General features: G+C 26.1%; 22 protein-coding genes, 1 pseudogene and 1 riboswitch. Of the genes and pseudogenes, 21 read left to right on the top strand and 2 right to left on the bottom strand.

Features of this window, described 5'->3' with window-relative positions; translation table 11 throughout:
• Positions 1-58: 58 nt before the first annotated feature.
• The 3 genes from KQI36_RS10890 to KQI36_RS10880 are packed head-to-tail and all read left to right on the top strand — an operon-like array spanning position 59 to position 3,077.
• Positions 59-535: an ABC transporter ATP-binding protein gene (locus KQI36_RS10890; RefSeq protein WP_216450886.1), complete on the top strand. Its 477-nt coding sequence runs from the start codon at positions 59-61 to the stop codon at positions 533-535.
• Positions 535-2,871 (top strand): ABC transporter permease, encoded by a 2,337-nt coding sequence (locus KQI36_RS10885; protein WP_216450885.1) that lies wholly within the window; start codon positions 535-537, stop codon positions 2,869-2,871. Before KQI36_RS10890 ends, KQI36_RS10885 begins: the two co-directional genes overlap by 1 nt.
• A gap of 17 nt (positions 2,872-2,888) precedes the next feature.
• On the top strand, positions 2,889-3,077 hold the full coding sequence (locus tag KQI36_RS10880; RefSeq protein ID WP_244991565.1) for a hypothetical protein: 189 nt from the start codon (positions 2,889-2,891) through the stop codon (positions 3,075-3,077).
• Positions 3,078-3,202: 125 nt separating this feature from the next.
• On the opposite strand, the pseudogene KQI36_RS17990 reads toward KQI36_RS10880, so the two are convergent.
• Positions 3,203-3,697, bottom strand: a pseudogene (locus tag KQI36_RS17990) (GNAT family N-acetyltransferase).
• A gap of 288 nt (positions 3,698-3,985) precedes the next feature.
• Between KQI36_RS17990 and KQI36_RS10870 the strand changes: the two are divergent.
• From KQI36_RS10870 to KQI36_RS10855, 4 genes are all read left to right on the top strand, one after another.
• Positions 3,986-5,458, top strand: a complete 1,473-nt coding sequence (locus KQI36_RS10870) for a WD40/YVTN/BNR-like repeat-containing protein (RefSeq protein WP_216450884.1) — start codon at positions 3,986-3,988, stop codon at positions 5,456-5,458.
• A 219-nt stretch (positions 5,459-5,677) separates the two neighbouring features.
• Positions 5,678-6,148: an NADH-quinone oxidoreductase subunit NuoE gene (gene nuoE, locus KQI36_RS10865; RefSeq protein WP_216450883.1), complete on the top strand. Its 471-nt coding sequence runs from the start codon at positions 5,678-5,680 to the stop codon at positions 6,146-6,148.
• Between the two features lie 3 nt (positions 6,149-6,151).
• On the top strand, positions 6,152-8,026 hold the full coding sequence (locus tag KQI36_RS10860) for an NADH-quinone oxidoreductase subunit NuoF (protein WP_216450882.1): 1,875 nt from the start codon (positions 6,152-6,154) through the stop codon (positions 8,024-8,026).
• Between the two features lie 12 nt (positions 8,027-8,038).
• Positions 8,039-9,739, top strand: coding sequence for an NADH-dependent [FeFe] hydrogenase, group A6 (locus tag KQI36_RS10855; protein ID WP_216450881.1), 1,701 nt, complete (start codon positions 8,039-8,041; stop codon positions 9,737-9,739).
• Between the two features lie 110 nt (positions 9,740-9,849).
• Here the strand turns inward: KQI36_RS10855 and KQI36_RS10850 are convergent, their stop codons facing one another.
• Positions 9,850-10,608, bottom strand: a complete 759-nt coding sequence (locus KQI36_RS10850; protein ID WP_216450923.1) for a MerR family transcriptional regulator — start codon at positions 10,606-10,608, stop codon at positions 9,850-9,852.
• Between the two features lie 300 nt (positions 10,609-10,908).
• Between KQI36_RS10850 and KQI36_RS10845 the strand changes: the two genes are divergently transcribed.
• The 14 genes from KQI36_RS10845 to KQI36_RS10780 all read left to right on the top strand — a co-directional run bounded on the left by KQI36_RS10845 (position 10,909) and on the right by KQI36_RS10780 (position 25,434).
• On the top strand, positions 10,909-11,574 hold the full coding sequence (locus tag KQI36_RS10845) for a DUF6483 family protein (RefSeq protein WP_010296967.1): 666 nt from the start codon (positions 10,909-10,911) through the stop codon (positions 11,572-11,574).
• A 363-nt stretch (positions 11,575-11,937) separates the two neighbouring features.
• Entirely contained in the window at positions 11,938-12,642 is a 705-nt protein-coding gene (locus KQI36_RS10840; RefSeq protein ID WP_216450880.1) for a carbonic anhydrase, read from the top strand.
• A 390-nt stretch (positions 12,643-13,032) separates the two neighbouring features.
• A complete protein-coding gene (locus KQI36_RS10835; RefSeq protein WP_216450879.1) occupies positions 13,033-13,869 on the top strand; it encodes an alpha/beta hydrolase in 837 nt (278 codons plus the stop codon).
• A 26-nt stretch (positions 13,870-13,895) separates the two neighbouring features.
• Complete coding sequence (locus tag KQI36_RS10830) at positions 13,896-14,831, top strand: ribonuclease Z (RefSeq protein ID WP_216450878.1); 936 nt, start codon at positions 13,896-13,898, stop codon at positions 14,829-14,831.
• Positions 14,832-14,915: 84 nt separating this feature from the next.
• Positions 14,916-15,031: riboswitch (FMN riboswitch) on the top strand.
• A gap of 219 nt (positions 15,032-15,250) precedes the next feature.
• Positions 15,251-16,327: a bifunctional diaminohydroxyphosphoribosylaminopyrimidine deaminase/5-amino-6-(5-phosphoribosylamino)uracil reductase RibD gene (ribD, locus tag KQI36_RS10825; RefSeq protein ID WP_216450877.1), complete on the top strand. Its 1,077-nt coding sequence runs from the start codon at positions 15,251-15,253 to the stop codon at positions 16,325-16,327.
• 40 nt (positions 16,328-16,367) lie between these two features.
• Positions 16,368-17,027: a riboflavin synthase gene (locus tag KQI36_RS10820; RefSeq protein WP_216450876.1), complete on the top strand. Its 660-nt coding sequence runs from the start codon at positions 16,368-16,370 to the stop codon at positions 17,025-17,027.
• Positions 17,028-17,039: 12 nt separating this feature from the next.
• Positions 17,040-18,224, top strand: coding sequence for a bifunctional 3,4-dihydroxy-2-butanone-4-phosphate synthase/GTP cyclohydrolase II (locus KQI36_RS10815; protein ID WP_216450875.1), 1,185 nt, complete (start codon positions 17,040-17,042; stop codon positions 18,222-18,224).
• Between the two features lie 14 nt (positions 18,225-18,238).
• Positions 18,239-18,700 carry a 6,7-dimethyl-8-ribityllumazine synthase gene (gene ribH / locus KQI36_RS10810; RefSeq protein ID WP_216450874.1) on the top strand — a complete coding sequence of 154 codons (462 nt, stop codon included), beginning with the start codon at positions 18,239-18,241 and terminating at the stop codon, positions 18,698-18,700.
• 273 nt (positions 18,701-18,973) lie between these two features.
• Positions 18,974-19,885, top strand: coding sequence for a transposase (locus KQI36_RS10805; protein WP_216450873.1), 912 nt, complete (start codon positions 18,974-18,976; stop codon positions 19,883-19,885).
• Between the two features lie 260 nt (positions 19,886-20,145).
• Positions 20,146-20,793, top strand: coding sequence for an HAD family hydrolase (locus KQI36_RS10800; RefSeq protein ID WP_010297006.1), 648 nt, complete (start codon positions 20,146-20,148; stop codon positions 20,791-20,793).
• A 224-nt stretch (positions 20,794-21,017) separates the two neighbouring features.
• Entirely contained in the window at positions 21,018-21,353 is a 336-nt protein-coding gene (locus KQI36_RS10795; RefSeq protein ID WP_216450872.1) for a PadR family transcriptional regulator, read from the top strand.
• Positions 21,346-22,125 carry a DUF1700 domain-containing protein gene (locus tag KQI36_RS10790; protein ID WP_216450871.1) on the top strand — a complete coding sequence of 260 codons (780 nt, stop codon included), beginning with the start codon at positions 21,346-21,348 and terminating at the stop codon, positions 22,123-22,125. Before KQI36_RS10795 ends, KQI36_RS10790 begins: the two co-directional genes overlap by 8 nt.
• Positions 22,118-23,200, top strand: a complete 1,083-nt coding sequence (locus KQI36_RS10785; protein ID WP_216450870.1) for a hypothetical protein — start codon at positions 22,118-22,120, stop codon at positions 23,198-23,200. The genes KQI36_RS10790 and KQI36_RS10785 overlap by 8 nt, the downstream gene beginning before the upstream one ends.
• A gap of 371 nt (positions 23,201-23,571) precedes the next feature.
• Positions 23,572-25,434, top strand: a complete 1,863-nt coding sequence (locus KQI36_RS10780) for a type IA DNA topoisomerase (RefSeq protein WP_216450869.1) — start codon at positions 23,572-23,574, stop codon at positions 25,432-25,434.
• Positions 25,435-25,616 lie beyond the last annotated feature (182 nt).

The raw sequence follows: 25,616 nt of genomic DNA, 5'->3' as shown, positions 1-25,616 counted from the left end.
TTTTTAATTTACAATATAAGTATATTATAGGAAAAATATACTTTGAGGGGATGAGTTTTTGGAGCTTTTAAAAACTGAATATTTAACTAAAAGTTATGGATTTAAAGAAACGGAAGTTAAAGCCTTAAAACCTATGAATTGTATTCCTATACTTTCTATAGAAGAAAATATTAAATTACCAATTTTAATGGATGGAAAAAAAGTTAATGAAGATTATTTTAAGGAAATAATGAAAACCTTAGGACTTACCGATAGAAAAAGACACCTCCCTGGGGAAGTATCAGGAAGGCAACAACAAAGAGCATCAATAGCACGAGCATTAATTACAAAACCTTCAATAATATTTGCCGATGAACCTACTGGAAATTTAGATAGTAAAAATAGTAAAGAAGTAATGGATCTACTTACAATGTCAATTAAGAAATATAATCAAACTTTAGTTATGATAACTCATGATCCTAAAATCGCAGAAAGAGCAGATAGAATAATAACTATATCTGATGGTGAAATAAGTGGAGATAGGAGGACTCATTAATGAAAAGTTTTTGGGGGCTTATTCCACGTAATATACTTAAATATAAAAAGAGAACTTTTCTTATGGGAGTGAGTATTGTTTTAGCTATTGCACTTATAACTTCTTTAAGTTTAGTAAGCGATGGGATGATTAAAAATAATTTTAAGAATGCTATAAAAGATGGTGGCGGAAATTATGATATAAGACTGTATAGTAATGATTACTCTAATATTAAGCAAACTAGAAGTGATGATTTATTTAATAAGGTCACAATAGTAAGTGATGTAGGAATATATAATATCCCTAATTCTAAATATAAAATAGATATAAAAGCTTATGATGATAATTCAAAGGATATTTTAAACTTTAATCTTATAAAGGGTGAATATCCTAAAAATGAGAATGAAGTAGCACTTGAAGATTGGATTTTAGAAAAGCTTCCTAAAAAATATAACGTAGGGGATAAAATTAAATTTGAATATGAAGTTAATTATGTAAATGGTAGAACATTAAAAATTGAAAAAATTGAAAAAGAATTTATTTTATCAGGTATATTTAGTTTTGATATATTAGGAAAAGACACAAGCAAAATAGGTAAAGCTTATGTTAATGAAGAATATTTTTTGAAAAATTTAAAAAGATATGATTTACAAAAGGTATCATATGTAAGTTTAAAAGATAAATATACTATAGATGATGCGCTAATTATCTTAGGATTAACAACATCATATAAAGATATTATGTATGAACCTAATTATAGTAAAGTGGATATGATAAAAACTATAAGTTTATTGAATAAAATTTTTAATATATTGTTTATATTTATAGCAATAGTAGCAGGTATAGTTATTTATAACATTTTTAATATAATGGTTACAGAAAGAACAAAAGAATTTGGCATTTTTAGAGCCTTAGGATCTTCTCCACAGCAAATTAAATCCTTAGTAGTTTTGGAAAGTATATTTATAGGAATTATATTTATACCTATAGGAATGATTATAGGATCTACTTTTTCTAAGATTTTTATAAATGAAATATATAGTATAAAAAATATATTGTACATTCCACTTAAAGGTATAAAAGTAGATTTAATAATTAGATTTTTAACAATAATATTAGGTGCATATTTCCCAGCAAGAAAGGCAGCAAAAATATCTCCAATGGAAGCAATTTCATCTAATAATAACTTAAGTCTTAAAGGACATAAGTTAAAAGCTTCTCTTCAATCTGAAAAGGATAAATCTATAAGAAAAAATTTCTCATTTGAAATGAATATGGCGTATTTAAATATTATAAGAAATAAAAAAAGATTTATAACTACAGTTATTTCTTTGAACATTATAATTATAATGTTATTTTCAGCCAATTTCTTAATAGATACTATGAATCCTATTACTCTATTTAAAAGAAATTTTAAATACGACTTTGTTTTAAGTTCATTTGAAATAGAAAAACCTACAAATGGAATAGATGATAATATAATAAATAGTCTTTCTGAAATTGAAGGTATAAAAGAAATTAATAAAAGTAAAGATATATCTTCACACTTAAAAGTGTCCAAAGATGCTGTTACTACTAAAGGATTTAAATATTTAAAATCCCAGTGTAATAATAATGAATTAGAATTAAAAAAATTAGAAGAAGGCAATTACAGTTTTCCAACATATCCAATATCATATGATGATAAAGAATTAGAAAATCTTACTTCAATAATAGAAAGTAAAAAAATAGATATAAAGGATATGAAAGAAAATCCTTCAATTGTTATAGCTCAAAATGTAAATGGGAATAAATATACAATAATTGAAGAAGGAGATCTAGTAGATTTAAACATAGCTAAATATAATAATAATGGTGAATTAATAGGGGAAGATAGTAAAACTTTTGAAGTAGTAGCTACAGTAAAAGGTAAATTTTTAAGTAACAAAGAGGGAAATAAAGATATAGTCCCTATAATGAGTAATAAGTGTTTTGAAAAGTTTTTAAATATACCTAATTATTCAAAGGTCTGCATAAAGATTGATAATAATGCGGATTATGAAAAAATAAAGAATGATATAAAATTAGTAATAAAGGATTATAAAGATATAGTATTAAAAGATTATAAAAGTGAATTAGAACTAAATAAAAAGATGAGTAAGAATTTAATTATAAATTTATATGGCTTTATAGGCATTATTTCTTTAGTTAGTATAATTAACCTTATAAACGTTATGAATATGAGTATTCTTTTAAGGAAAAAGGATATAAGTATGTTAAGGGCAATTGGATTTAGTAATAAACAAGTCAGAAATATGATACTTTCAGAAGGGTTTTTCTATGGGATTTTTTCTATGGGATTTTTTCTGGGGGATTAGGATGTGCTTTAGGTACAATGATAAGTTTTTTTATATATTTATTAACAAAATCAAATATAGGGTACCAAATATATTGGAGTTTTCCTTTAATTAATATTCTTATAGTTCTAGTATCTACAATTATTATATGTATAGTTGCATCATTGATACCAGCAAGAAATTTATTTAAAGAAAGCATAGTAGACTCAATAAAAAGTATAGAATAATATTTTAAAAGACAGGTTTTAAAAGCCTGTCTTTTTCAATTTAACATATATAACTTATTTAGAAAAATACTTATTTCATAATTCTTAAAAATAAATAATATTTATTTTTAAACATATACAAAGAGTTATAATTGTTTTACAAACATTTCTGCCAAAGAACCATCGTTTATTTTATATATTTTTAGTGAGTTGAATCCATACTTTACTAAGAGTTTTTTAGATATTACATTATTAGGATCTGTTATTGCTATGACCCGCTTAATGTTTTTTCTTTGCCTAGCCATATCTATTAATCTACCTACAATTTTAGTACCATATCCTTTACCCCAATACTAAGGAAGCAACATATATTCAATTTCTAATTCATTAGAGCTATCATTTGCACTTATTCCAGCTATTCCAATAAAAGTATTTGAATTTGACTCAAAAACCTTAAAATATCCTAAATATTGACTTTTGAGGTTCATTCCTAATATACAATCAAATAATTGTTTTGCTTCTCTAAGTGTAAACACTCTACCATAGTTCATTACCATTGCTTTTTCGTTTGAAACTAACTTCCAATAATCTAAAAAGTCTTTTTGAAAAAGATATTTTTTAAAATAAATATTATCATTCATATTTCAACATCCTTACATATTGATATAATAATAAGGTTAAAATCCTTACTTTAGTAATTAAAAACTTGAAATTTAAATTATATTTATTATGAATAAAGTTTTAATATATAATTTTATATTAAAATTATAACATGAAATGGATAAGCAAAGTGTATAAGACTGTTATTATAAATTTATTATTGATACAATATAGGAAAAGGTAAATGATGAGAATTTAGATATAAAAGAATATTTCTTATAAAGTATATTATTAAGTTAATAAAATTAACAAAAAGGTATGGTGATGTAATGGGGAAAGAAATTATAAAAAAATTAAGTATAGCATTAGTGACAAATCCAATACTTATAATTATATATTGGACATTTTTTTATGAATTAGCTTTATTGTGTAAGTTCGGAAGGATGAATCATAATATATTAATTTTATCAATTTGTGTTCTATTATTTATAGTTATAATCATATTTACTACAATTATAACTATAAAAAAGGTAGAAAAAGAAGAAATAAAGAGTAAAAAATCATCTTATATGAATATATGGATATGTGTTTCTATTGTTATGTTTGTTGGAATAACATCAGTTTATGGATTGAGAATTTATAATAGTGCTGTAAATTATGGTGATAAACTTTCATTAGTTATATACGATTTAAAAAATAAAAGGTCAATAAAATTCGAAAGCGATAATATATATGTAAATGGAGTTGAAGGTATTTTTAATGATATTGGTAAAAAATACGATTTGCCAGATAAATTATATATATTAGATAGTTTTAAACTTAATTTTAATAAAGAAGGAAAGATTACATCTTTTGAAACTTTTGTTTATGGAAAAGATTCAAAAGAAAAAGAGAAAACTTATCTAATTTATTATGATAATAAGAAGTCAGATAAAATTACAGTAATTTCAAATAACAATACGAATGCTGATTATAATGATGATAAACTATTAAAACCATTAATAAGTACAATTAAAGCTATTTCAATAGAAGATACAGTAAGTAATTGGAATGAAAGTGATTATGGAATAGTTTATTATGGAAAAAGAAATTGGGGATTTAATACAGAGGGAATAGTTAATATTGATGAAAAAGGTAATAAATCATATATAGATATTAGCTCTGAAATAATAGGATATACTGTATCAGTGTTTGTACCTGAAAAGGAAGATAAATATACTCCTATTAGGTATAACTTAAAATGTGAAGAAGCATGGAGCCAATCAACAATTCCTCCTAAAAAAGATGATAAGAAAAATAGTTTGCAAAATTCGAACAATGATAATGAAGAATTTTATTTAACAAAAGAAATTGGATATCGTTTAAATATTGAAGATGCTGCAGCAGGAAGCAGATTTTATTCATTAAAGAATACTGTTGATTGTGGACAAACATGGAAAGTGATAAATGAAGATCCTTTCTTGGGAAAAACCGGTGTTGCATCAGGAATAATTTTTATAAATGATAAACTTGGGTTTTTATGTTTATCCCATAGTGGTGGATCAAATGGAGAATTATATCGTACAGAAGATGGAGGGCTATCTTATAGAAAAGTAGAATTCCCAATAAAAGAAGTAAAATTAGATAATAATATAATTATAAATCCTTTTGACTTTCCAACTGTTCCTTATGAGGAAAATGATATTTTAAATATGTTGGTTGGACAAGGTCAAGATGGAGATTATAATGGTGATAGTCAGGCATTGTATCAATCTAAAGATAATGGTGCAACTTGGAAGTTTGTAAAAGAACTACACAAATAAGAGTTAAAAATGATAGTTATTAAAAAAATGCTTATAGTTTAAAATAAGCATTTTTATTTTTGTCAAATTAAAAGTAAAAAGAATTTATTGTAGAAAAAAGTATTATAAAAATTGTTTTCTTTTTATAGAATAAGCAATAAAATAATATTATTAAATTCAATTTACAAAATATTACTTAAAATCAACATAAAGCAAATATGCTAATAGGAGTTGTATAGGATGGAAGGATGTAAAAACAAGTTAAGCAACCTAGAGGATTTTATATTAAAACAAAATGATAAAGAAAGTGCATTAATTTCAGTATTGCACTATGCACAAAATCAGTTTGGATATATAAATAGGGATGTGCAAAGATTTATTGCAGAAAAATTAGAAATACCTGAGTCTAAAGTATATGGAGTTGTAAGTTTTTATTCTTATTTTACAACAGAGCCTAAAGGTAAAAACATAATAAATGTATGTACAGGAACAGCTTGTTTTGTAAGAGGCGCAGGAGATGTATTAAATCAGTTTAAAAAAGAATTAAATATTCATGAGGGAGAAACTACTAAAGATAATTTATTTACATTGGATACATTAAGATGCATTGGAGCATGTGGTTTAGCTCCTGTAGTTACAATAAATAATAAAATTTATGGAAAAGTAAAGCCTGAAGATGTAAAAAATATATTGAAAGAATATAGGGAGTAGACTATGAAGAAAATAAAAAATTATAAAGAATTGATACAGTTAAATAATCAGTATAATAATTTAATTAAATTTAGGAACGCAGATAAAAATTTAAGTGACAAAATTGAGATATTAGTATGTGGTGGAACTGGGTGTAAGGCATCAAATTCAGATAAAATAATTGAAAATTTAGAAAAAGAAATAGGATATAATAATTTAAATGATAAAGTTAAAGTTATAAAAACAGGATGTTTTGGATTTTGTGCACAAGGACCTATTATTAAAATAACTCCCCAAAATATTTTTTATATTAAGGTATCAGAGGAGGATGCTAAAGATATTATAAAAAGTCATATTATAGATGGAATTATTGTAGAAAGGTTATTATATGAAAATCCATCAACTAAACAAAAGATAGCTAAAATGGAGGATATACCATTTTACAAAAAACAAAGGAGAATAGCTCTAAAAAATTGTGGAACTATAGATCCAGAAAATATATTAGAAGCTATAGCTGCTAATGAGTACTTAGCTTTAGGAAAAGTACTTACAGAAATGACTGAAGATCAAGTTATTGATATGGTCACAAAATCAGGATTAAGAGGTAGAGGTGGTGGTGGCTTTCCTACAGGGAAAAAGTGGGAGGCTACTAGAAAATCTAAAAATAACATAAAATATGTAATTTGTAATGCAGATGAAGGTGATCCAGGAGCTTTTATGGACAGGTCTATATTAGAAGGTGATCCTCATTGTATTTTAGAAGCTATGTCTATATGTGGGTATGCTATAGGAGCTTCAAAGGGATATATCTATATTAGAGCAGAATATCCCCTAGCAATAAATAGGTTGCAAATAGCCATTGGTCAAGCAAAAGAATATGGTCTTTTAGGAAAAAATATTTTAGGAACTGGATTTGATTTTGATATAGAAATAAGATATGGTGCTGGTGCTTTCGTTTGTGGAGAAGCAACTGCGTTAATTCATTCTATAGAAGGTACTAGAGGCGAGCCAACAATGAAACCACCTAGAACTTCTGAAAGTGGGTTATGGCAAAAGCCTACTTGTGTAAATAATGTAGAAACCTTTGCTAATATAAATAAAATAATAATTAATGGTTCTAAGTGGTATTCATCAATTGGCACATTAAAAAGTACAGGAACTAAGGTTTTTGCATTAGCAGGAAAAATTAAAAATGTTGGATTGGTTGAAGTTCCTATGGGATTAACTATAAGGGAATTAATTTATGATATTGGAGGAGGAATTAAAGATAATAAAAAGTTTAAAGGAGTTCAAACTGGAGGTCCTTCTGGAGGATGTATACCAGCTAAGTATTTAGATTTACCTATTGAATATGATACTTTAACAGAAATTGGTTCAATGATGGGTTCCGGTGGATTTATTGTAATGGATGAAGATAATTGTATGGTTGATATAGCTAAATTTTATTTAGAATTCACTGTAGAGGAGTCTTGTGGTAAATGTACCCCTTGTAGAATAGGAAATAGAAGGTTGTTAGAACTTCTTAATAAAATAATTGAAGGAAAAGGTGAAGAAGAAGATATTGACAACTTAAAAAATTTATGTGATGTTATAAAATCTGCATCTTTATGTGGTCTTGGTGAGTCAGCACCAAACCCAGTATTAAGCACCTTGAATTTTTTTGAAGAGGAATATAAGGAGCATATATATGATAAAAAATGTAGAAGCGGACAGTGTAAGAATCTAATTGATTACAAGATTACAGATAAGTGTATTGGATGCACAAAATGTTCAAGAGTATGTCCTCAATCCTGTATTAGTGGTAAACCAAAAGTTAAACATGAAATAGATACAACAAAATGCATTAAGTGTGGAACTTGTATAGATATTTGTCCTATTAAGGCCATTATAAAGGGTTAGGGGAGTGAGTTTATGATTAATTTAAAAATAAACAATATAGATGTAAGTATAGAAAATGGTAAGACAATTTTAGATGCTTGTCAAAAAGCAAATATTAAAGTTCCAACTTTGTGTAACATGAAAATGATTGATAATACATCACAAAATTGTAAGGGCACATGTAGGGTGTGTATGGTTGAATTAAAAGAAAAAGGCAAATTAGTACCTGCATGTTCAGAATTAGCAAGAGATGGAATGGATATTGCAACTAATAGTACAAAAGTCTTAAAAGTGAGAAAAACAATAGTAGAGTTATTATTATCAAATCATCCTAATGAATGTTTGGTTTGTAATAGGAATGAGAATTGTGAATTAAGAAAATTAGCTGGGGAATTAGGAATAAGTAAAAATCTATATAAAGGCAAAAAAAGTGAATATAAAAAAGATTGTAGTTCTCCAGCATTAATAAGAGATATGAATAAATGTGTCTTGTGTAGAAGGTGTGTTACAGCTTGTGATAAAGTGCAAAATATTAATATATTAACACCTATAAATAGAGGTTTTAACACAAAAATAGGAACATTTTTTGATAATCCCATAAATGAAACAAAGTGTACTTATTGTGGTCAATGTGTAGCAGTATGTCCAACAGGTGCTTTAACTGAGGTTATGGATTATGAAAAAATACCTAGAGTTGCAGAAGATAAGGAAAAATTTGTTGTAGCACAAATAGCACCTGCGGTAAGAGTAGCATTATGTGAAGAATTTGGAGTTAGCAGTGATATTATAACAACAGGAAAAATAGTTGCTGCACTTAAAATGTTGAATTTTAACAAAGTTTTTGATACAAATTTTTCTGCTGACTTAACAATAATGGAAGAAGCTAAAGAATTTATAAATAGATTTAAAGAAAAAAACAAACTACCATTAATAACAAGTTGTTGTCCAGCGTGGATTAGATTTGCAGAAATGAATTATAAAGATGAGTTAAAGTATATATCATCATGTAAATCTCCACAACAAATGTTTGGTGCTATTGCAAAAAATTATTTAGTAGATAAATATAAAATAAAAAAAGAGAATATGGTAGTAGTATCTATAATGCCATGTATAGCAAAAAAATATGAAGCAAAAAGAAAAGAACTAAAAGATGATGTGGATATTGTAATTACCACAAGAGAATTAGCAAAGTTAATTAGAGAAAGCTCTATTGACATAATAAACATTAAAGAAGAAGAATTTGATAATCCATTAGGTGTATCAACTGGAGCAGGTATGTTATTTGGGACAAGTGGAGGGGTTATGGAAGCCGCTTTGAGAACTGCCTATGAATGGAGTTGTAATAAAACATTAAATGAATTGGACTTTAAAGATATAAGAGGACTTGATGGAATTAAAGAAGCTACTATAGAGTTAGGTAATAATAAAATAGAGGTAGCAGTGGTTAGTTCATTAAAAAATGCTAAAAAAATTATGGAAGAAGTAAAAAATGGTATATGTAAATATGACTTTATAGAGATTATGGCATGCCCAGGAGGATGTATTGATGGTGGTGGACAGCCATATATTAAATCTTGTAAAGAAAAATTAGAAGAACGTATGAAAATAATATATGAAAAAGATAAGGAAAGTAAGATAAGGAAATCTCATGAAAATCCAATTATAAAAGAACTTTATAAGGAGTTTTTAAATGAAGATAATATAAAACAGCTATTACATGTAACATATAATTAATAATAGTATAAATTCATGTAAAAGAGCTATTGCTTTACTAATATTTAACTAGTTTTGCAATAGCTATTTCTTATATAGTCTTAATCATAGGAAAAAGATTTAAATTTTAGTTACTTATTATTTTTACAGTAAATTTTTATTGCTTCATTTATAAAATTTGATAGGCCGCTTTTGTGTTTATCTATATTTTCAGTAAATCGAGTATCATTTACATACATTTCACCTAAAGATTGAAAGATTTCTATAGTACAATTATAAAAGCTATTTGTTATATGATTTCTCCAGTTTTGAATTTCAGTTTGAACTTCTATATCACTAGGAGATTTATCCATAAGACTAGCAAGATTTTTAAAGATTATATCACCTTTTTCCATTATATTTTGCCAATCATTTTTTTCATATTTTGAAGCTTTTTTCTTATATTCTTTATAAGCATCAGTAGTGCTGTATTTAGCTTCCACCTCTTTTTTATATTTATTTTTATAATTTTCTATTTCAGTTGTATCAAAAGCTTTAAAGTTTTCGTTATTACTCATATTATCTACTCCTTTTTCTAATGTGTTATCAATTATTTTTATTAAATTTTCTAATCTTGTTTTTCTTTCTGCAAGAATTTTTTTATGATTTTCAAGAGCTGTATTTTTATTAAATTTAGGGCTTGAAAGTATTTCTTTTATTTCTTCAAGAGAAAAATCAAGTTCTCTAAAAAACATTATTTGTTGTAATTTTTCAAGATCATTATCATTGTAAAGTCTATATCCAGCGTCGCTTTTACTATTAGGATTTAAAAGATTTATCTTATCATAGTGATGAAGCATACGTATGGTAACACCAGTGATTGATTGAACTTCTTTTACTTTGTACAAAATAATCATTCCTTTTAAATTTTTTATAGAAAATATATTTTCATTACAAAACTAATGTTAAGCTATAACATAGTGTTAGAGTCAAGTATTTTATAAAAATAAGTTTTAAAATTAATATAGTGAAATAAATCTACAAATATATTAGTTCTAATTTATATTTTAGCGTATTCAATTACCTAATATTCAAGTAATATTTAATATAGATTAGCTTTAAAGCTTGTAAATCTCTGTATGAAAGGAGTAAAATATAAATATATTTAAGGTTTAATAATATATATTTAAAAATATGAGAGGAGAATTTTTATGGCCTTAAAAAATGATTATATATTAAAAGTAGTTGAAAGAATGACAGAACTTATAAAAAAGGTAGAATTTTTAAAAAAAGAAAATAAAAGCGAAGAGGCAATAGATGAAATAAATAAGGCATGTAAAGAAATATTTGGATTTGATCTTGATAAGGTAGAAAGAATGTCTTATGACAGTATTATAGAATTATTACTATTAAATAAATCTACTTTTGATATTAGATGTGAGGTAGTTGCAGAACTTTTAAGTGTAAAAGGATATATTTATTTAAGTGGTAATAATGGCAATGAAGGATATGATTGTTTTGTTAAAAGCTTGAACTTATACTTATATTTAGTGAATAATGATTGTGAAATGAATATTTTCAATGGAAATGAAAAAGTAGATGTTATAGTTTCAAAACTTTCTCAATATGAGCTTCCCATAGAAACAGAAAAAATGGTTTTAAAGTATTATTTGAAAAAAGGTAAATATTCAAATGGTGAAGATTTATTATTTTCAATGATTAAAAAGGAAAAAAGTGAAGAAATATTTAGTCTAGGTTATGAGTTTTATGATACATTAAAGAAAAAAAGTAGTGAAGAGCTAGAACTTGGAAATTTTTCTTTAGAAGAAGTGGATTTTGGGTTGGAAGATTTAAATCAGCTGAAGAAGAAAAACTAAATGTAAATAAAAACATTTTATTAAAAGAATCATCTAAAAAGTATTTAATATTACTTGTTTAGATGATTCTTTTGTATTTAAAAAATAATTTACACATTGAAAATTATTAATATATATGAAGCTGTTAAATATATAGGGAGACCCGCTACAATTTAAATTTATTTAATAGCTTTAAAATGTTTTCATAAAAATATAGCATTAAATTTCAAGTGATTCGTAGCATATATAACTATATAAGATAAGGCTCAATATTGAATAGTTTAAAGTTAACAGCATAAAATATAATTAAATAAAAAAAATACATAAAAAATTCAAATAAAATTCAAATAAAATTAAAAAAATATTATAAGGAGATTATATCCAATGAAGAAAAGATTTGATATAGTATTAATAAGTCTAATAGTATTTCTAAGTACAACATTTATATTATTTTACATAAGAGAAGGAGCAAAAGATGTTATGACAGATGTTAGCCAGACGACAGATTCAATAGTAGATGTTAATACACCAGAAAAAGCCATAAAAATGCTTAAAGAAGGAAATGAAAGATTTGTTAATGATATATCTAATTTAAATAATGTACATAAAAAACGACGAGATGAATTGAAAAACGGACAACACCCATATGCAGTAATATTAACTTGTTCTGATTCTAGAATAAGCCCATCATTAATTTTTAATGTAGGACTTGGAGAAATTTTTGAGGTAAGATTGGCAGGTAATGTAGTGAATGAAGATGCCTTAGCATCTATTGAATATGCAGTAAAGTATCTTGAAACACCTCTTATTGTTGTAATGGGCCATGAAGATTGTGGAGCTGTTATATCAGCTTATGATATGTTAAATAATAGAACTGTATATTCTCATAATTTAACAGGACTTTTAAAAAAGATAGAATCTAGTATAAAGAATAGTAATTCTATTGAAGAAGCTATTAAGCTAAATATAGAAAATTCAGCTTCAATAGTAAAAAAAGATTCTATAATTAATGAAAAGTTAGCTAATGGCAGTGTAAAAATAGTTAAGGGCTATTACTCTTTAGATGGAAAAGTGAATTTTTTTGAATAAAATATATAAAAAGGTGTCTAAAAGCATATGACTTAGACACCTTTTATTATTAAGCGTTATAATAATATATATTGTAATATGATTTAAATATAAAAAAATTCAATTTTTTACTTTAGATAATGAATAAATTAATAAATGGTATATAAAATATAACTTTAATAGAAACTAAAATAATATTAATATATAGAACTGTTTAAAAAACACATAGATGTATTAATTTTTTGAAAATTAGTAACTAAATTTCTTTAAAATGCATAGGCTTAATAATTAGTAAACAATATACTTTCTAAAAATGAAAAAACTATATAAAACTGTCGATTAAAGTAGTATTATAATTATAGAAAATTTATTTTTAGTTGACTAAGACCTAAATAAGGGGTGTAATTTGAGATGACTTTTGATGAGAAATTAACAGTTCTTGCTTTAGGAGTAAGAATGATGATATGGAATAAATATAAAGATAATGAATATGAAATTCATAAAGTGAAGTATGGTCATAATCATAGAAAATATACCTTAATATTAGAAGGACATAAGCCTAAAAAACGTACTTTAATATATTTTATACATGGTGGAGGATGGATGTCTGGAAATCCATTTTCCTTTAAAGCTATAGCGAAGTTTTTTGCTAAAAAGGGATATACAGTAGTACTTCCAGCATATAGATTAGCACCTAAATATAAATATCCCTGCCAAATAGAAGACGTATTTTTAGGTTTTCAAGATTTTTTAGAAAAATATTGGCATATGTCAGATTGTGATGATGTTATAGTTATAGGTTTTTCCGCAGGTTCAGAACTTGGAGCAAATTTAGTTTTCAACAAAAAACTTCAAGAAAGATATGAAATAGATCCATCTATATTTAAGGCATTTTTTGCAATAAGTGGTGTGTTGGACTTTTCTAAGTTTACATCTAAACGAGCTCAAAAATATTTGAATGGATATTTAGGTGGAACTAAATATGAAGGTAAAGTTAATCCATTAAATTTAGTTACTGAAAAACCTGAGTTTCCAGTGTTCTGTCTTCATGGTGATTTAGATGAGCTAGTTCCTAAGGAATGTGCATATAATTTTGTAGAGAGAGTACGTGGGTTTGGTGGAAATGCAGATATTACCCTTATAAAAGAAAAATATCATTCTAATATATTAAATTTATGGATTGGACATGGAGAGGAAGATACAAATATATTTTTTGACTTATTAAAAGAATGTGATAATAAAAATTAAAAACCATATGTTGAAGGAGAATATATATGATAAATGTTACTTTATTAGGTTGTGGAGGTGGAATGCCAATGCCCTTTAGAAATTTAGCTTCATTACTGATAAATTATAAAGGAAGAAAAATACTAATAGATTGTGGTGAAGGCACACAGGTATCAATGAGACTTGCTAAATCTGGATTTAAATCCATTGATATTATATGCATAACACATATACATGGAGATCATATAGTAGGATTACCAGGGCTTTTATCCACTATTGGTAATAGTGGTAGAGAAGAAGAACTTATTATAATAGGACCAGAAGGAATAAAGGATACAATTGAAGGATTAAGTGTTATTTGTCCATATTTGCCTTATGAAATCAAAGTGATAGAGGCACCTAAGAAAAATTTAAAGTTTGAATTAAAAGATAAATTTGAACTTACTAATGATTATTCTGATGTAGAAATAAGCATGATAGATTTAGAACATTCATCACCTTGTTTAGGCTATGGTTTTTACATAAATAGAAAAAGAAAATTTGATGTGGATAAAGCGATTAATAATAATGTACCTAAAATACTTTGGAGCAAACTTCAAAAGTACAATAGTTATGAATTTGAAGGGAAATTATATTTTAGTGATATGGTTTTAGGAGATGAAAGAAAGGGCTTGAAATTAAGTTATATAACAGACAGCCGTCCAATAGATTCAATAAAAGAATTTATAAAAGGTAGCGACTTATTTATTTGTGAAGGCACTTATGGCAGTGATGATGATATAGAAAAAGCTATAAAAAATAAACATATGACTTTTAGAGAAGCAGCATCATTAGCTAAGGAGGGTAAAGTTAAAAAACTTATATTAACTCATTTTTCACCGTCACTTATAGAACCAAATGAATATATTGAAAATGGAAAAGAAGTTTTTAAAAATACTATATTAGGATCAGATAGAATGGAAGAAAACTTAACTTTTAAATAATAATTTTGGAAGTCTATAGAAAAAGTATAGGATTTTATTGACAAGCTTATATCTAAATGTTATAATAATTTCAAAAGTTGAATAAATTATCTTCAGGGCAAGGTGAAATTCCTTACCGGCGGTAAAGCCCGCGAGCTATTTTAGCATGATTTGGTGAAATTCCAAGGCCGACAGTAAAGTCTGGATGAAAGAAGAGAGAATATTAGAATTGATTAGATTTTATATTTTTTGAATTTCAATGCTCTGAGCCAATGGCTTGGAGCTTTAAATTTTAAATATAATTTAAATAATTTTGTTTGAAAATAAATTATTTGGAATGCTAATTCTAATTTGTACAATTAATATATGCCCTGGGTAAAGTTTGCCTGGGGCATTTCTTATTTATATTTTAAATAAATTGATTTATAAGGAGTGATAAAATGGATGAATTCTTTATGGAGAAGGCAATAAGACTTGCTAAAATTGGAGAAGGAAAAGTAAATCCGAATCCACTTGTTGGAGCCATAATTGTAAAAGAAAATAGAATAATATCACAAGGTTATCATGAGAAATTTGGACAACCTCATGCTGAAATTAATGCTATAGAGTCATCAAGAGAAAGCCTAAAAGATGCTACCATATATGTGACATTAGAGCCATGTTGTCATTATGGTAAAACTCCGCCTTGTGTAGATAAAATTATAGAGAATAAATTTAAGAGAGTGGTTGTGGGAACATTAGATCCTAATCCATTAGTTTCAGGGAAGGGAGTAAAAAAACTTAGAGAAAATGGGATTGAAGTATTAGTGGGAGTTTTAGAAGAAAAATGTAAAGAGATAAATGAAATTTTTAATTATAACATGATAAAAAATAAATCTTTTGTTGCAATAAAATGGGCAATGACCTTGGATGGAAAAATTGCTACTAAAAATTATGATTCAAAATGGATAAGTTCAAAAAAATCAAGAATTTATGCTCATAAGTTAAGAAATAGATTTACAGCTGTGATGGTGGGAATAAATACTGTTTTGAAAGACAATCCTATGCTTACATGTAGATTAGATGGTGGGGTTAACCCAATAAAGATAATTGTAGATAGTAATTTAAAAATTCCATTAGAGTGTAATTTAGTTAAAACAAAAGAAAGTAAAACTATAATAGCTACTATATGCAAGGATAAAGAAAAGATTTTAAAATTAAAGGAACTTGGAGTGGAAGTTATAGTTACAAAAGAAAATAAAAATAAAGTGGACTTAATTGATTTAACCTTAAATTTATATAAAAGAGGAATTGATAGTATTTTAGTAGAAGGTGGTGGAAACTTAATTTATAGCATATTAGAAGAAAAAATAGCAAATAAGATATATGCTTTTATATGTCCTAAAATTATAGGAGGAAGGGAGAGTGTTACTGCTGTAGAAGGTATTGGAAAGGAAAAAATATCAGAATGTTTTGAAATCAAAAAATGGAATATAAGAAAAATTGATAATGATATTTTGATAGTAGGAGAAGTTTGAATATTAAAATAATTCAAAATATTTAGAAAAAGGTGATAGGTTGTTTACAGGAATAGTAGAAGAAATAGGATTGGTTTTATCAGTTAAAGATGTTGATAAATCTAGGGTTATTAGAATAAAGTGTAATAAAGTTATAGAAGATATAAAAATAGGGGATAGTATTTGTACAAATGGTGTATGTCTAACTGCAACAAAATTAGGTAAAGATTATTTTATTGCAGATGTTATGATGGAATCTTTAAAGCGTTCTAATATATCTCAACTAAAAGAAGGAGATATTGTGAATTTAGAAAGAGCATTATCTGTTAATGGTAGACTTAATGGTCATATAGTTAGTGGTCATATAGACGGTATGGGAACAATAATAGGTGCTGAAAACCATGGAAATAGCACTGTAATAAAAGTTGGATGTAGCAGTGAATTATTGCAATATATGGTATGTAAAGGGTCAATTACATTAGATGGGACAAGCTTAACTATTTCAAGTTTAAAAGAAAATTACTTTGAAGTTTCTATAATACCACATACCAAAGATGAAAGTATTATTTTTAAAAAAAGTATTGGACAAGCTATAAATATAGAATGTGATATGCTTTTAAAATATATAAAAAGACTTATGGATTTTAGTGCATATAAAAGTAATGAAAGTAATAAAAGTAATCTAACTTTAAATTTATTAAAAGAAAATGGGTTTATATAGGAGGAGATTAAAATGAATACAATTGAAGAGGCAATAGAGGATATAAAAAGAGGAAAAATGGTAATTGTTTTAGATGATGAGGATAGAGAAAATGAAGGTGACTTATTAATGGCAGCAGAAAAAGTTACTGGTGAGAGCATAAATTTTATGGCTACATATGGAAAAGGTCTTATTTGTACACCAATTAATGAAGAAATACTTGAAAATCTTCAAATAGGCCAAATGGTTGAGATAAATACAGATAATCACGAAACAGCATTTACTGTATCAATAGATAGTAATGATGTAACAACAGGCATATCTGCTTTTGAGAGGGCAATAACAATAAAAAAGCTTTTAGATTGTAATTCAAAACCAGAAGATTTTAGAAGGCCAGGTCACGTATTTCCACTAAAAGCTAAAAAAGGTGGAGTTTTAAAAAGAGCTGGACATACAGAAGCTGCTGTAGATTTAGCTACTTTAGCGGGATTTAAACCAGTTGGTGTTATTTGTGAAATAATAAGTGATGATGGAACTATGGCAAAAGGAAAACAATTAATAGAGTTTAGTAAGAAACATGATTTGAAAATGATAACAATAGAAAGTTTAATAGCTTACAGAAAGAAAAGAGAAAAATTAGTAAAGTCAGTTGTGGAAACTAAAATGCCAACTAAATATGGAGATTTTAGAGCCATAGGATATGTTAATAAGTTAAATGGTGAGCATCATGTTGCATTAGTTAAAGGTGAGATTAAAAAAGATGAACCAGTATTAGTTAGAGTCCACTCAGAGTGTTTAACAGGTGATGCTTTTGGTTCTAAAAGATGTGATTGTGGAGAGCAATTATCAATGGCTATGGAAAAAATAAATAAAGAAGGTGTTGGAGTTTTATTATATATGAGACAGGAAGGTAGAGGGATAGGTCTTTTAAATAAATTAAAGGCTTACAAACTTCAAGATGAAGGTTTAGATACAGTGGAGGCAAATATTGCATTAGGATTTGAAGCTGATCTTAGGGACTATGGAATAGGAGCACAAATACTAAGTGATTTAGGCATAAAAAAAATAAGACTTATGACTAATAATCCTAAAAAGGTTTCTGGATTAAGTGGACATGATATAGAAATTGTAGAAAGAGTTCCAATAAAGATGAATCATAATGAAGAAAATTATTTTTACTTAAAAACTAAAAAAGAGAAAATGCAACATATTTTATAAAAGGAGTGATAGAAGTGAATATTTTACAAGGTGATTTAATAGGACAAGGACTAAAATTTGCAATTATAGTTGGAAGATTTAATGAATTTATAGGTTCTAAATTGCTTTCAGGAGCAGTGGATGGATTAAAAAGACATGGAGTTAATGAAGAAGACATAGATATTGCATGGGTTCCAGGAGCGTTTGAAATACCATTAATAGCTAAAAAACTAGCAAATAATGAAAAATATGATGGGGTACTATGTTTAGGAGCAGTTATAAAAGGATCGACACCACATTTTGATTATGTTTGTAGTGAAGTATCCAAAGGAGTTGCTACAGTATCGTTAGAAACATCAAAACCAGTAATATTTGGAGTATTAACAACAAATTCTATAGAAGAAGCTATTGAAAGAGCTGGAACCAAAAGTGGAAACAAGGGATTTGATGCTGCAGTAACAGCAATAGAAATGGCAAATCTTATGAAGGTTATATAATTAAATTTTAATATATAAGGCTATTGGAAAACTAAATTAAGAGATTTGGTTTTCCAATAGCTTTTTTCATTTTGATATTTAGTGATATTTAGTGACAGTTATTAAATATATAAAAAGCATAAAAAGTGACAGTTATTTATTATATATATCAATATTTAAATTTATTAATTTTGTAAAATATTTAAAAATGAACTTAGTATTAAATTTTTTGAATATAAAAATACAAAATGTCAATGATTAAAATAAAGCATAAAAGTTAAGGAGTGTATTGAAATGCCAACTCAACCAAGAAAAAAAGAGAAACATGCAATATATCATATCATGATAAAAAGTGTTAAAGATAGGTTGCTATTTAAATCAGATGTGGATAAGGCAACTTTTATGACTAAATTAAAGGAAAGTCAGATAAAATATCCCTTTAAACTATATGCATATTGCCTAATGGACAATCATGCTCATTTACTTATAGATTCTCAGGAACAAGATATTTCTGTAGTAATGAAAAGTTTAAACTTAAGATATGTTAAATTTTATAATAAAAAGTATGAATTAGATTCACGTTTATGTAAAGGTAGATTTAAAAGTGAAATTATAAATAATGATAGATATTTATTAGCAGTGTCTTTATATATTCATAGAAACGCAAAAGATTTGCCAGGATTTAGAGAATGTCCACAAGATTATTTATTTTCAAGCATGTCTGTTTATTTAGGGGAAAAAGACCTATTTGGAGTTTTAGACATAGATAGAATATTAGAATTCTTAAATAAAAATAAGAGGGAAGCAAGAAAAGAATATGCAAATTTATTTGAATATACTATGGAAAATCATATAGAAGATTTCAAAAAAATGGATTTCAAAATAGAATTTAAAGAAGAAAAATTTATTAATGAAAAAGGTATATTAAAATCCAATTATACTATAAAAGATGTAATTAATTTTGTAGCAGAAAAAGAAAACATACATTCTAATGAAATATTTATAAAAAACAGAAGTTATAATCAAAATGCTAGAGCAATGGTAACAATACTTTCTACGGCTTTTTGTGGTGAAAAGTGTAAGGATATAGCTATAAACTTTGGAAACTTAAGTGTCAGTAGGATATCTCAATTAGGTAATAAAGCAATAACTTTAATTTTAAAAAATAAACATTACAAAAAGATGTTTGAGAAGTTTATAGCTTAGCATTAAAAATTAAATAAAAAAATAATTAAAATTTATAAGGAAATTGTAAATTAAAATTGAAATATAGAAAAATAGTAAATAAATGGACAAGCTTTATAAAACTTACAAAAAATATTAATATATTGATTTTGAAAGTAAATTTTATTTAAGATAAATGTTTAAAAATATCACTTAAAAATAACTAAAAAATAATGAAAAAAATAAATAAGTGTCACTATATATGTTATAATAAGAGTTAAAATATGGTTTGGAGGTAATTTATGAAGTTTGAAGCATTGGTATTAGATTTTGATGGGACTATTGCAGATACTAGTGAAAGTATAATTTTAACTATGCAAGATACTTTAAAATATTTTAAGAATGAGGATATTGAGGATGAAGATATTAAGAGGTTAATAGGACTTCCTCTATTTGAAATGTTTAAAAGTATTAAAGGGTTTCAAGAGGAAAATATAGAATCAGCAGTGAAAGAGTATAGTGTAAGATATAAAAATATATGTAAAAATACTGTTACTATGTTTGAAGGTGTAAAGGAAACTTTGGAAAATTTACATAAAAAGGGTGTGAAACTTACTATAGCAACAAGTAGGGGCAAAGACACGCTACTTTTATTTCTAAAAGAATTAGAAATTGAACATTTATTTTCTTTTGTTGCATGTTGTGATGATGTAACTAAGCATAAGCCTGCTCCAGATGTTGTTAATTTAGTGCTTGAAAAAATTAATGTTAATAAGGATAAGGCACTGGTTATCGGAGATACTATATATGATGTTGGAATGGGGCAAAATGCAGGTTGTGAAAGTTGTGCTGTAACTTATGGAAATAACACTTTAGAAGAAATTAAGGGTTCTAATCCTGAATATATAATAGATAAGTTTAGTGATTTAATTTCTATTGTTGAAGGTTAACAATAGAAATTAAAAAGGGTATTGTGTAATACACAGTAGTATGATAATATAAAATTATACGTACTGTGTACTACATAGTACGTATTTAAAAAAGTAGGTACTGCGCAATACATAGTATGCTTTGAAAATATTATGATTAGTGAAATTGTAGATTACGATTTCATATTTTTTAATCTATCTACTATGTATTACATAGTATGCTATATAGAATAGGAGGTTAAAGTATGAGTACCCAGTTAAGAAAGGGTGTGCTTGAAATATGTGTTTTGACTTTAATAAATAGTAAAGATATGTATGGATATGAAATTGTAGAAAGCATATCTAAAGTTATGGATGTAAAAGAAAGCACAATTTATCCGTTATTGAGGAGATTGACATCAGAAGGTAATTTTGAGACATATATTCAAAAATCAGAAGGTGGACCAGATAGAAAATATTATAAAATAACAGATTACGGAAAAAGTAATCTTAAAGATATGGTTAATGAGTGGGATAGGTTTGTTGAAGATGTAAATTTTATTCTTGAAAGATATCGAAAGGAGAGTATTAAATTTGAATAGAAAAGAATTTTTAGAAATATTAAGAGATTATTTAAGTGACTGTTTTAGTGAAAATGAAGTTTCAGATATAATAAGAGATTATGAAGAATTTTTCTTAAATGGAGAGTTAGAAGGAAAAAGTGATGATGCCATAATAAGTTCTTTAGGTTCCCCTAAAACTATAGCAAATGATTTAAAAAGAGAAATGAAAAAAAGTGATGTAAGTTCTAAACAGAAAAAAGATTATGGAAGAGAAGCTAAAAAAATTTGGGGGAAAACTAAAAGATTAGGAAAAAGAGGTATTGAAAGAAGTAAAGAATTTTTAAACTCTAATGATATTTTAAATGAGAAAATTCCTATATGGGGAGTTAAAGCAATCCTTATAATTTTAACATTGCTTTTGATAATGCCAACAATATTTATCATAACAGGAATAATTTCAGCAACACTAACTCTTATAGGATTTACAATAATGGATATAGGAGGATATATAATTTCATTTCCTATGATGACTGCTAATATGTATATGGGTTTATTTATATTTTTTATGGCGTTAGCAGGTACTGGAGTTATGTTAGCTCTTTGGACAATATATATATACATTGTTAAATTTTTTAAAGATATAATTTTCAGATATATATCCTGGGTTAAAACAAGAAAAATGTATATAAGGGTCAAAGAAAACAATGCTTACAATGAAAATTATAACAATAATACTTTAAGTTTAAGTGAAAATGAAGAAGTTGAACATGAAATAGATGATGAAGATAAGGAGGATAGCTACAATGAATAAAGGAAAAATTGCACTTATAACTGCTGCTATTTTAGTTGGAATAGGAACTATTGGTGCTATAGGAACAGGCGTTGTGGCAGTGCCTCAGTTTGTAGCTGATGTGCAGGATGTAAAAAATAACAATAAGCAATCTATAGCTAAAGAAATATATTCAACTGAAGATGAAGTCTTGAACCTTGACATAAGCTCTAGTGGAAATGGAAAAGCTTCCGTTGAAATAAATCAAAGTAAAGATAATCTAGTTAAAATAAAAACTTACAATTTTCCAATGGAAAAATTAGAAGTAAATCCAAGCTATGATACGGATAGTAAAACTTTAAAAATAAATAGTGAAATAATAGAATCTATGGCAATTCCACAAGGTGATGGAAATGTATTTGAAAGAATGTATAATGGATTGTTATATTCATTGTCAGGAGATTACACAGGATCAAAAATAATTATAGAAGTTCCAAAAGGAGTAAATATTAATTTAAAATCTGATGAAAGTATTTCTTTAAATGTTGAAAAAGCTTCGGTGCTTTCTGATTCAATAAATTTTGATAGCTATTATGGTTATTGTTCTTTACCTAAATTTAATAATTTAAAGCAAATAAAGATAAGAGCAAATGGAAATATAACAATGGATGTGAGAGAGTTTATAAATGCTGATAGTGTTGAAATTTTAGGCTCACATGTTGATATTTCTAGTAATGGATTATTTAGTGATTATGAAAAAGTAGGCACACTTCCTAAAAATATAGATTTAAAAGCAAATAGTGTTTCCATTGAATCTTATATTCCAATTGCACAAGATATTAAAATTAATGCTAATAATTATTTTAGTATAGCAATGGATTTGAATGAATATAACGTAAGTGGTAAAATTCAATTGGGAGATTATAATATAGATGAAATAGAAGTATTAGAAAATATAGATAAATCTAAATTGAATATTAAAAATAATATTATAGAAGGTGAATTTTCAAATGGAGAAAGAGGCAATATTAAATTAAATGTGTTTTCAAATGGAAATGGTGAGTTTAAAAATGAGCAAAAAGAAAGCTTAGAATCTAAATTGATGTTAAATAGATAATGTATAAGTCTACAAATCCTGTGACAAAGATAAATTTAAAACTATAATAAGTGTTAAAAATTAATTTATAAATTTAATTTTAGCTTATTTTCTAAAGCTATATTAATTTGGAATTTTAGTTCTAATTTAATATAGCTTTTTATAATTTGCAGGTTCGTTTTAATTTTATGAAAACAGGATAAAATCTACAATATATGATATAATTTTAAAATAGCTTATTTTTTAGTAAGTTAAAATTAAAATGGTTATTATAGAAATAATAAAGAAACAATGAGGAAAATGTATATTTTGTGAATCATATTTTTACAAAATATATCTTATTGTAACTATTATTTTTTATGTATTATAAAAAAATTGCAAGTGGTGATAAAATGAAAAGTGTTATATTAGCGGAAAAACCTTCAGTTGCTAGAAATATAGCTGAGGCATTAAAGTGTAAAAGTAGGAAAGACGGATATATAGAAGGAGAAAACTATATAATAACTTGGGCCTTTGGTCATTTGCTAACGTTATATGATTGCAAAGATTATGACAAGGCATTAGCATTATGGAGCTTTGAGAACTTTCCATATATACCAGAAAAGTTTAAATATAAAGTTAAACCAGATGATAAGAATAGAGGTAAAGAGGATAGCGGTGCAAAAAAACAACTTTCTATAATAAAATCTTTAGTTGAAAGAGAAGATGTAGAAAAAATAATATGTGCAACAGACTATGATAGGGAAGGTGAACTTATAGGTTTACTAATTTTTGATTATATTAAAGCTAAGAAACCTATATATAGAATTCTCATAAATGAATGGACAGAGGATGAAGTTAAAAGAGGTCTATCTAATTTAAAAACTAACGAAGAGATGGAAAGCCTTCAAAGCGCTGGCTTGAGTAGACAATTAACTGATTGGGTAATTGGTATAAATTTTACTTCTGTTGCAACAATGAAATATTGTAGGGGTAAAGGGAATCTTTTGAATATAGGAAGAGTATTAATGCCTACATTGAAGATGATTTATGATCGAGAAATGAAAATAGAAAAGTTTAACTCTGAAAAATTTTATGAGCTTTATTGTGAGTTTGAAAATGATAATGGTAGTTATAAAGGAAAGTTTTTTCATAATAAATTAGAAAAGTTTAAAAATAAAGAAATGATGGAAAAACTTAAAAAGGAGATTGAAGGTAAAGAAGGAAAGGTCATAGAGAAAAAAATAGAAATAAAAAAAGAAAATCAAGGACCATTATTCAATTTAACTAACCTTCAAGGATATGTAACTAGTAAGTACAAAGGATATACTGCTGATAAAGTTTTAAAGGTATGTCAGAGTTTATATGAAAAAAAATATATAACTTATCCTAGAACATCAAGTACTGCTTTAGAAGAAAGTCTAAAAGATAAAGCAAAAAAAGTTTTAGATACTTTAAAAAAAGGATTACCTTTTGAAGATGAAATTAAATTTGTAGTTACCAAAAAAGTTTTTAATAATAGTAAGGTTGAAAGCCATAGTGCTATAATACCAACTTATTTAAAACCTAAGGATTTAAATAAAGAAGAAAAGGAAGTATATGAATCTATAAAAAATAGATTTATAGCTCAATTTATGGAAAGTGCTGAATTTGAACATACTGAAATAATAACCTCTGTAAAAGGAGAAAATTATGATAGATTATTTATATCTAAAGGTAAAATTTTACGAAAAGAAGGCTATTTAAAAATTGAGAAATATAATGGAAAAGATGAGTTACTACCTAAAATTGAAAAAGATGAAATTGTACAAATGGTAGATATAAAGGTTGAAGAAAAGAAAACAAAACCACCGGCGCATCATACTGAAAAAACATTACTTAAAGCTATGGAAACCTGTGGTAAAAGTAACAATAATAATAGTGAGGAAAATGAAGATAAGGATACATCCTTGGTTTTAGCTGGATACTCTATAGGAACTGCAGCTACAAGAGCAGAGACTATAAGTAAGTTAAAATATACAGGGTATATAACAACCAAAGGTAAATCTCTTCTTATAACTGAAAAAGGTAAAAAACTTATAGAAACTTTCCCAATAAAAGAGCTTTTAGATACTGATTATACTGGAAGAATGGAGAAGGCTCTTGCAGATATGGAAAAAGGTAAGTTTAATAAGGATACTTTTTTAAATTATATATATAAATTCACTAAAGAAGGAGTAATAAAAATAAAACGTCATAGAGCTGAGCTTATATGTGATACTAGAAAATTGAAATAAAGAATCTGTCTCAAAGTGGTGTTAAAATCTACTTTGAGATAGATTTTTTATTTGGATAAATTTAATTTTTTTTAAAAATAAGAGGAGTAAAAAATAAGCTCTTTGATTTTATAACTTGTTTTTATTTAAAAAATATATTATAATTTATGCTGTTGCTATTTATTCAAAAAAGGTATAAGTTA

Source organism: Clostridium senegalense, from assembly GCF_018916625.1.
GTDB classification, from domain to species: Bacteria; Bacillota; Clostridia; order Clostridiales; family Clostridiaceae; genus Clostridium_J; species Clostridium_J senegalense.
Note: the sequence above shows the minus strand (reverse complement) of the source record. Positions and strands in the feature narration are given on the sequence as shown.

Bases quoted from the DNA above. Each gene is read 5' to 3' on its own strand.
- KQI36_RS10885 (WP_216450885.1), top strand. From the start codon at position 535: ATGAAAAGTTTTTGGGGGCTTATTCCACGTAATATACTTAAATATAAA.
- KQI36_RS10880 (WP_244991565.1), top strand. From the start codon at position 2,889: ATGATAAGTTTTTTTATATATTTATTAACAAAATCAAATATAGGGTAC.
- KQI36_RS10870 (WP_216450884.1), top strand. From the start codon at position 3,986: ATGGGGAAAGAAATTATAAAAAAATTAAGTATAGCATTAGTGACAAAT.
- nuoE (WP_216450883.1), top strand. From the start codon at position 5,678: ATGGAAGGATGTAAAAACAAGTTAAGCAACCTAGAGGATTTTATATTA.
- KQI36_RS10860 (WP_216450882.1), top strand. From the start codon at position 6,152: ATGAAGAAAATAAAAAATTATAAAGAATTGATACAGTTAAATAATCAG.
- KQI36_RS10855 (WP_216450881.1), top strand. From the start codon at position 8,039: ATGATTAATTTAAAAATAAACAATATAGATGTAAGTATAGAAAATGGT.
- KQI36_RS10845 (WP_010296967.1), top strand. From the start codon at position 10,909: ATGGCCTTAAAAAATGATTATATATTAAAAGTAGTTGAAAGAATGACA.
- KQI36_RS10840 (WP_216450880.1), top strand. From the start codon at position 11,938: ATGAAGAAAAGATTTGATATAGTATTAATAAGTCTAATAGTATTTCTA.
- KQI36_RS10835 (WP_216450879.1), top strand. From the start codon at position 13,033: ATGACTTTTGATGAGAAATTAACAGTTCTTGCTTTAGGAGTAAGAATG.
- KQI36_RS10830 (WP_216450878.1), top strand. From the start codon at position 13,896: ATGATAAATGTTACTTTATTAGGTTGTGGAGGTGGAATGCCAATGCCC.
- ribD (WP_216450877.1), top strand. From the start codon at position 15,251: ATGGATGAATTCTTTATGGAGAAGGCAATAAGACTTGCTAAAATTGGA.
- KQI36_RS10815 (WP_216450875.1), top strand. From the start codon at position 17,040: ATGAATACAATTGAAGAGGCAATAGAGGATATAAAAAGAGGAAAAATG.
- KQI36_RS10805 (WP_216450873.1), top strand. From the start codon at position 18,974: ATGCCAACTCAACCAAGAAAAAAAGAGAAACATGCAATATATCATATC.
- KQI36_RS10800 (WP_010297006.1), top strand. From the start codon at position 20,146: ATGAAGTTTGAAGCATTGGTATTAGATTTTGATGGGACTATTGCAGAT.
- KQI36_RS10795 (WP_216450872.1), top strand. From the start codon at position 21,018: ATGAGTACCCAGTTAAGAAAGGGTGTGCTTGAAATATGTGTTTTGACT.
- KQI36_RS10785 (WP_216450870.1), top strand. From the start codon at position 22,118: ATGAATAAAGGAAAAATTGCACTTATAACTGCTGCTATTTTAGTTGGA.
- KQI36_RS10780 (WP_216450869.1), top strand. From the start codon at position 23,572: ATGAAAAGTGTTATATTAGCGGAAAAACCTTCAGTTGCTAGAAATATA.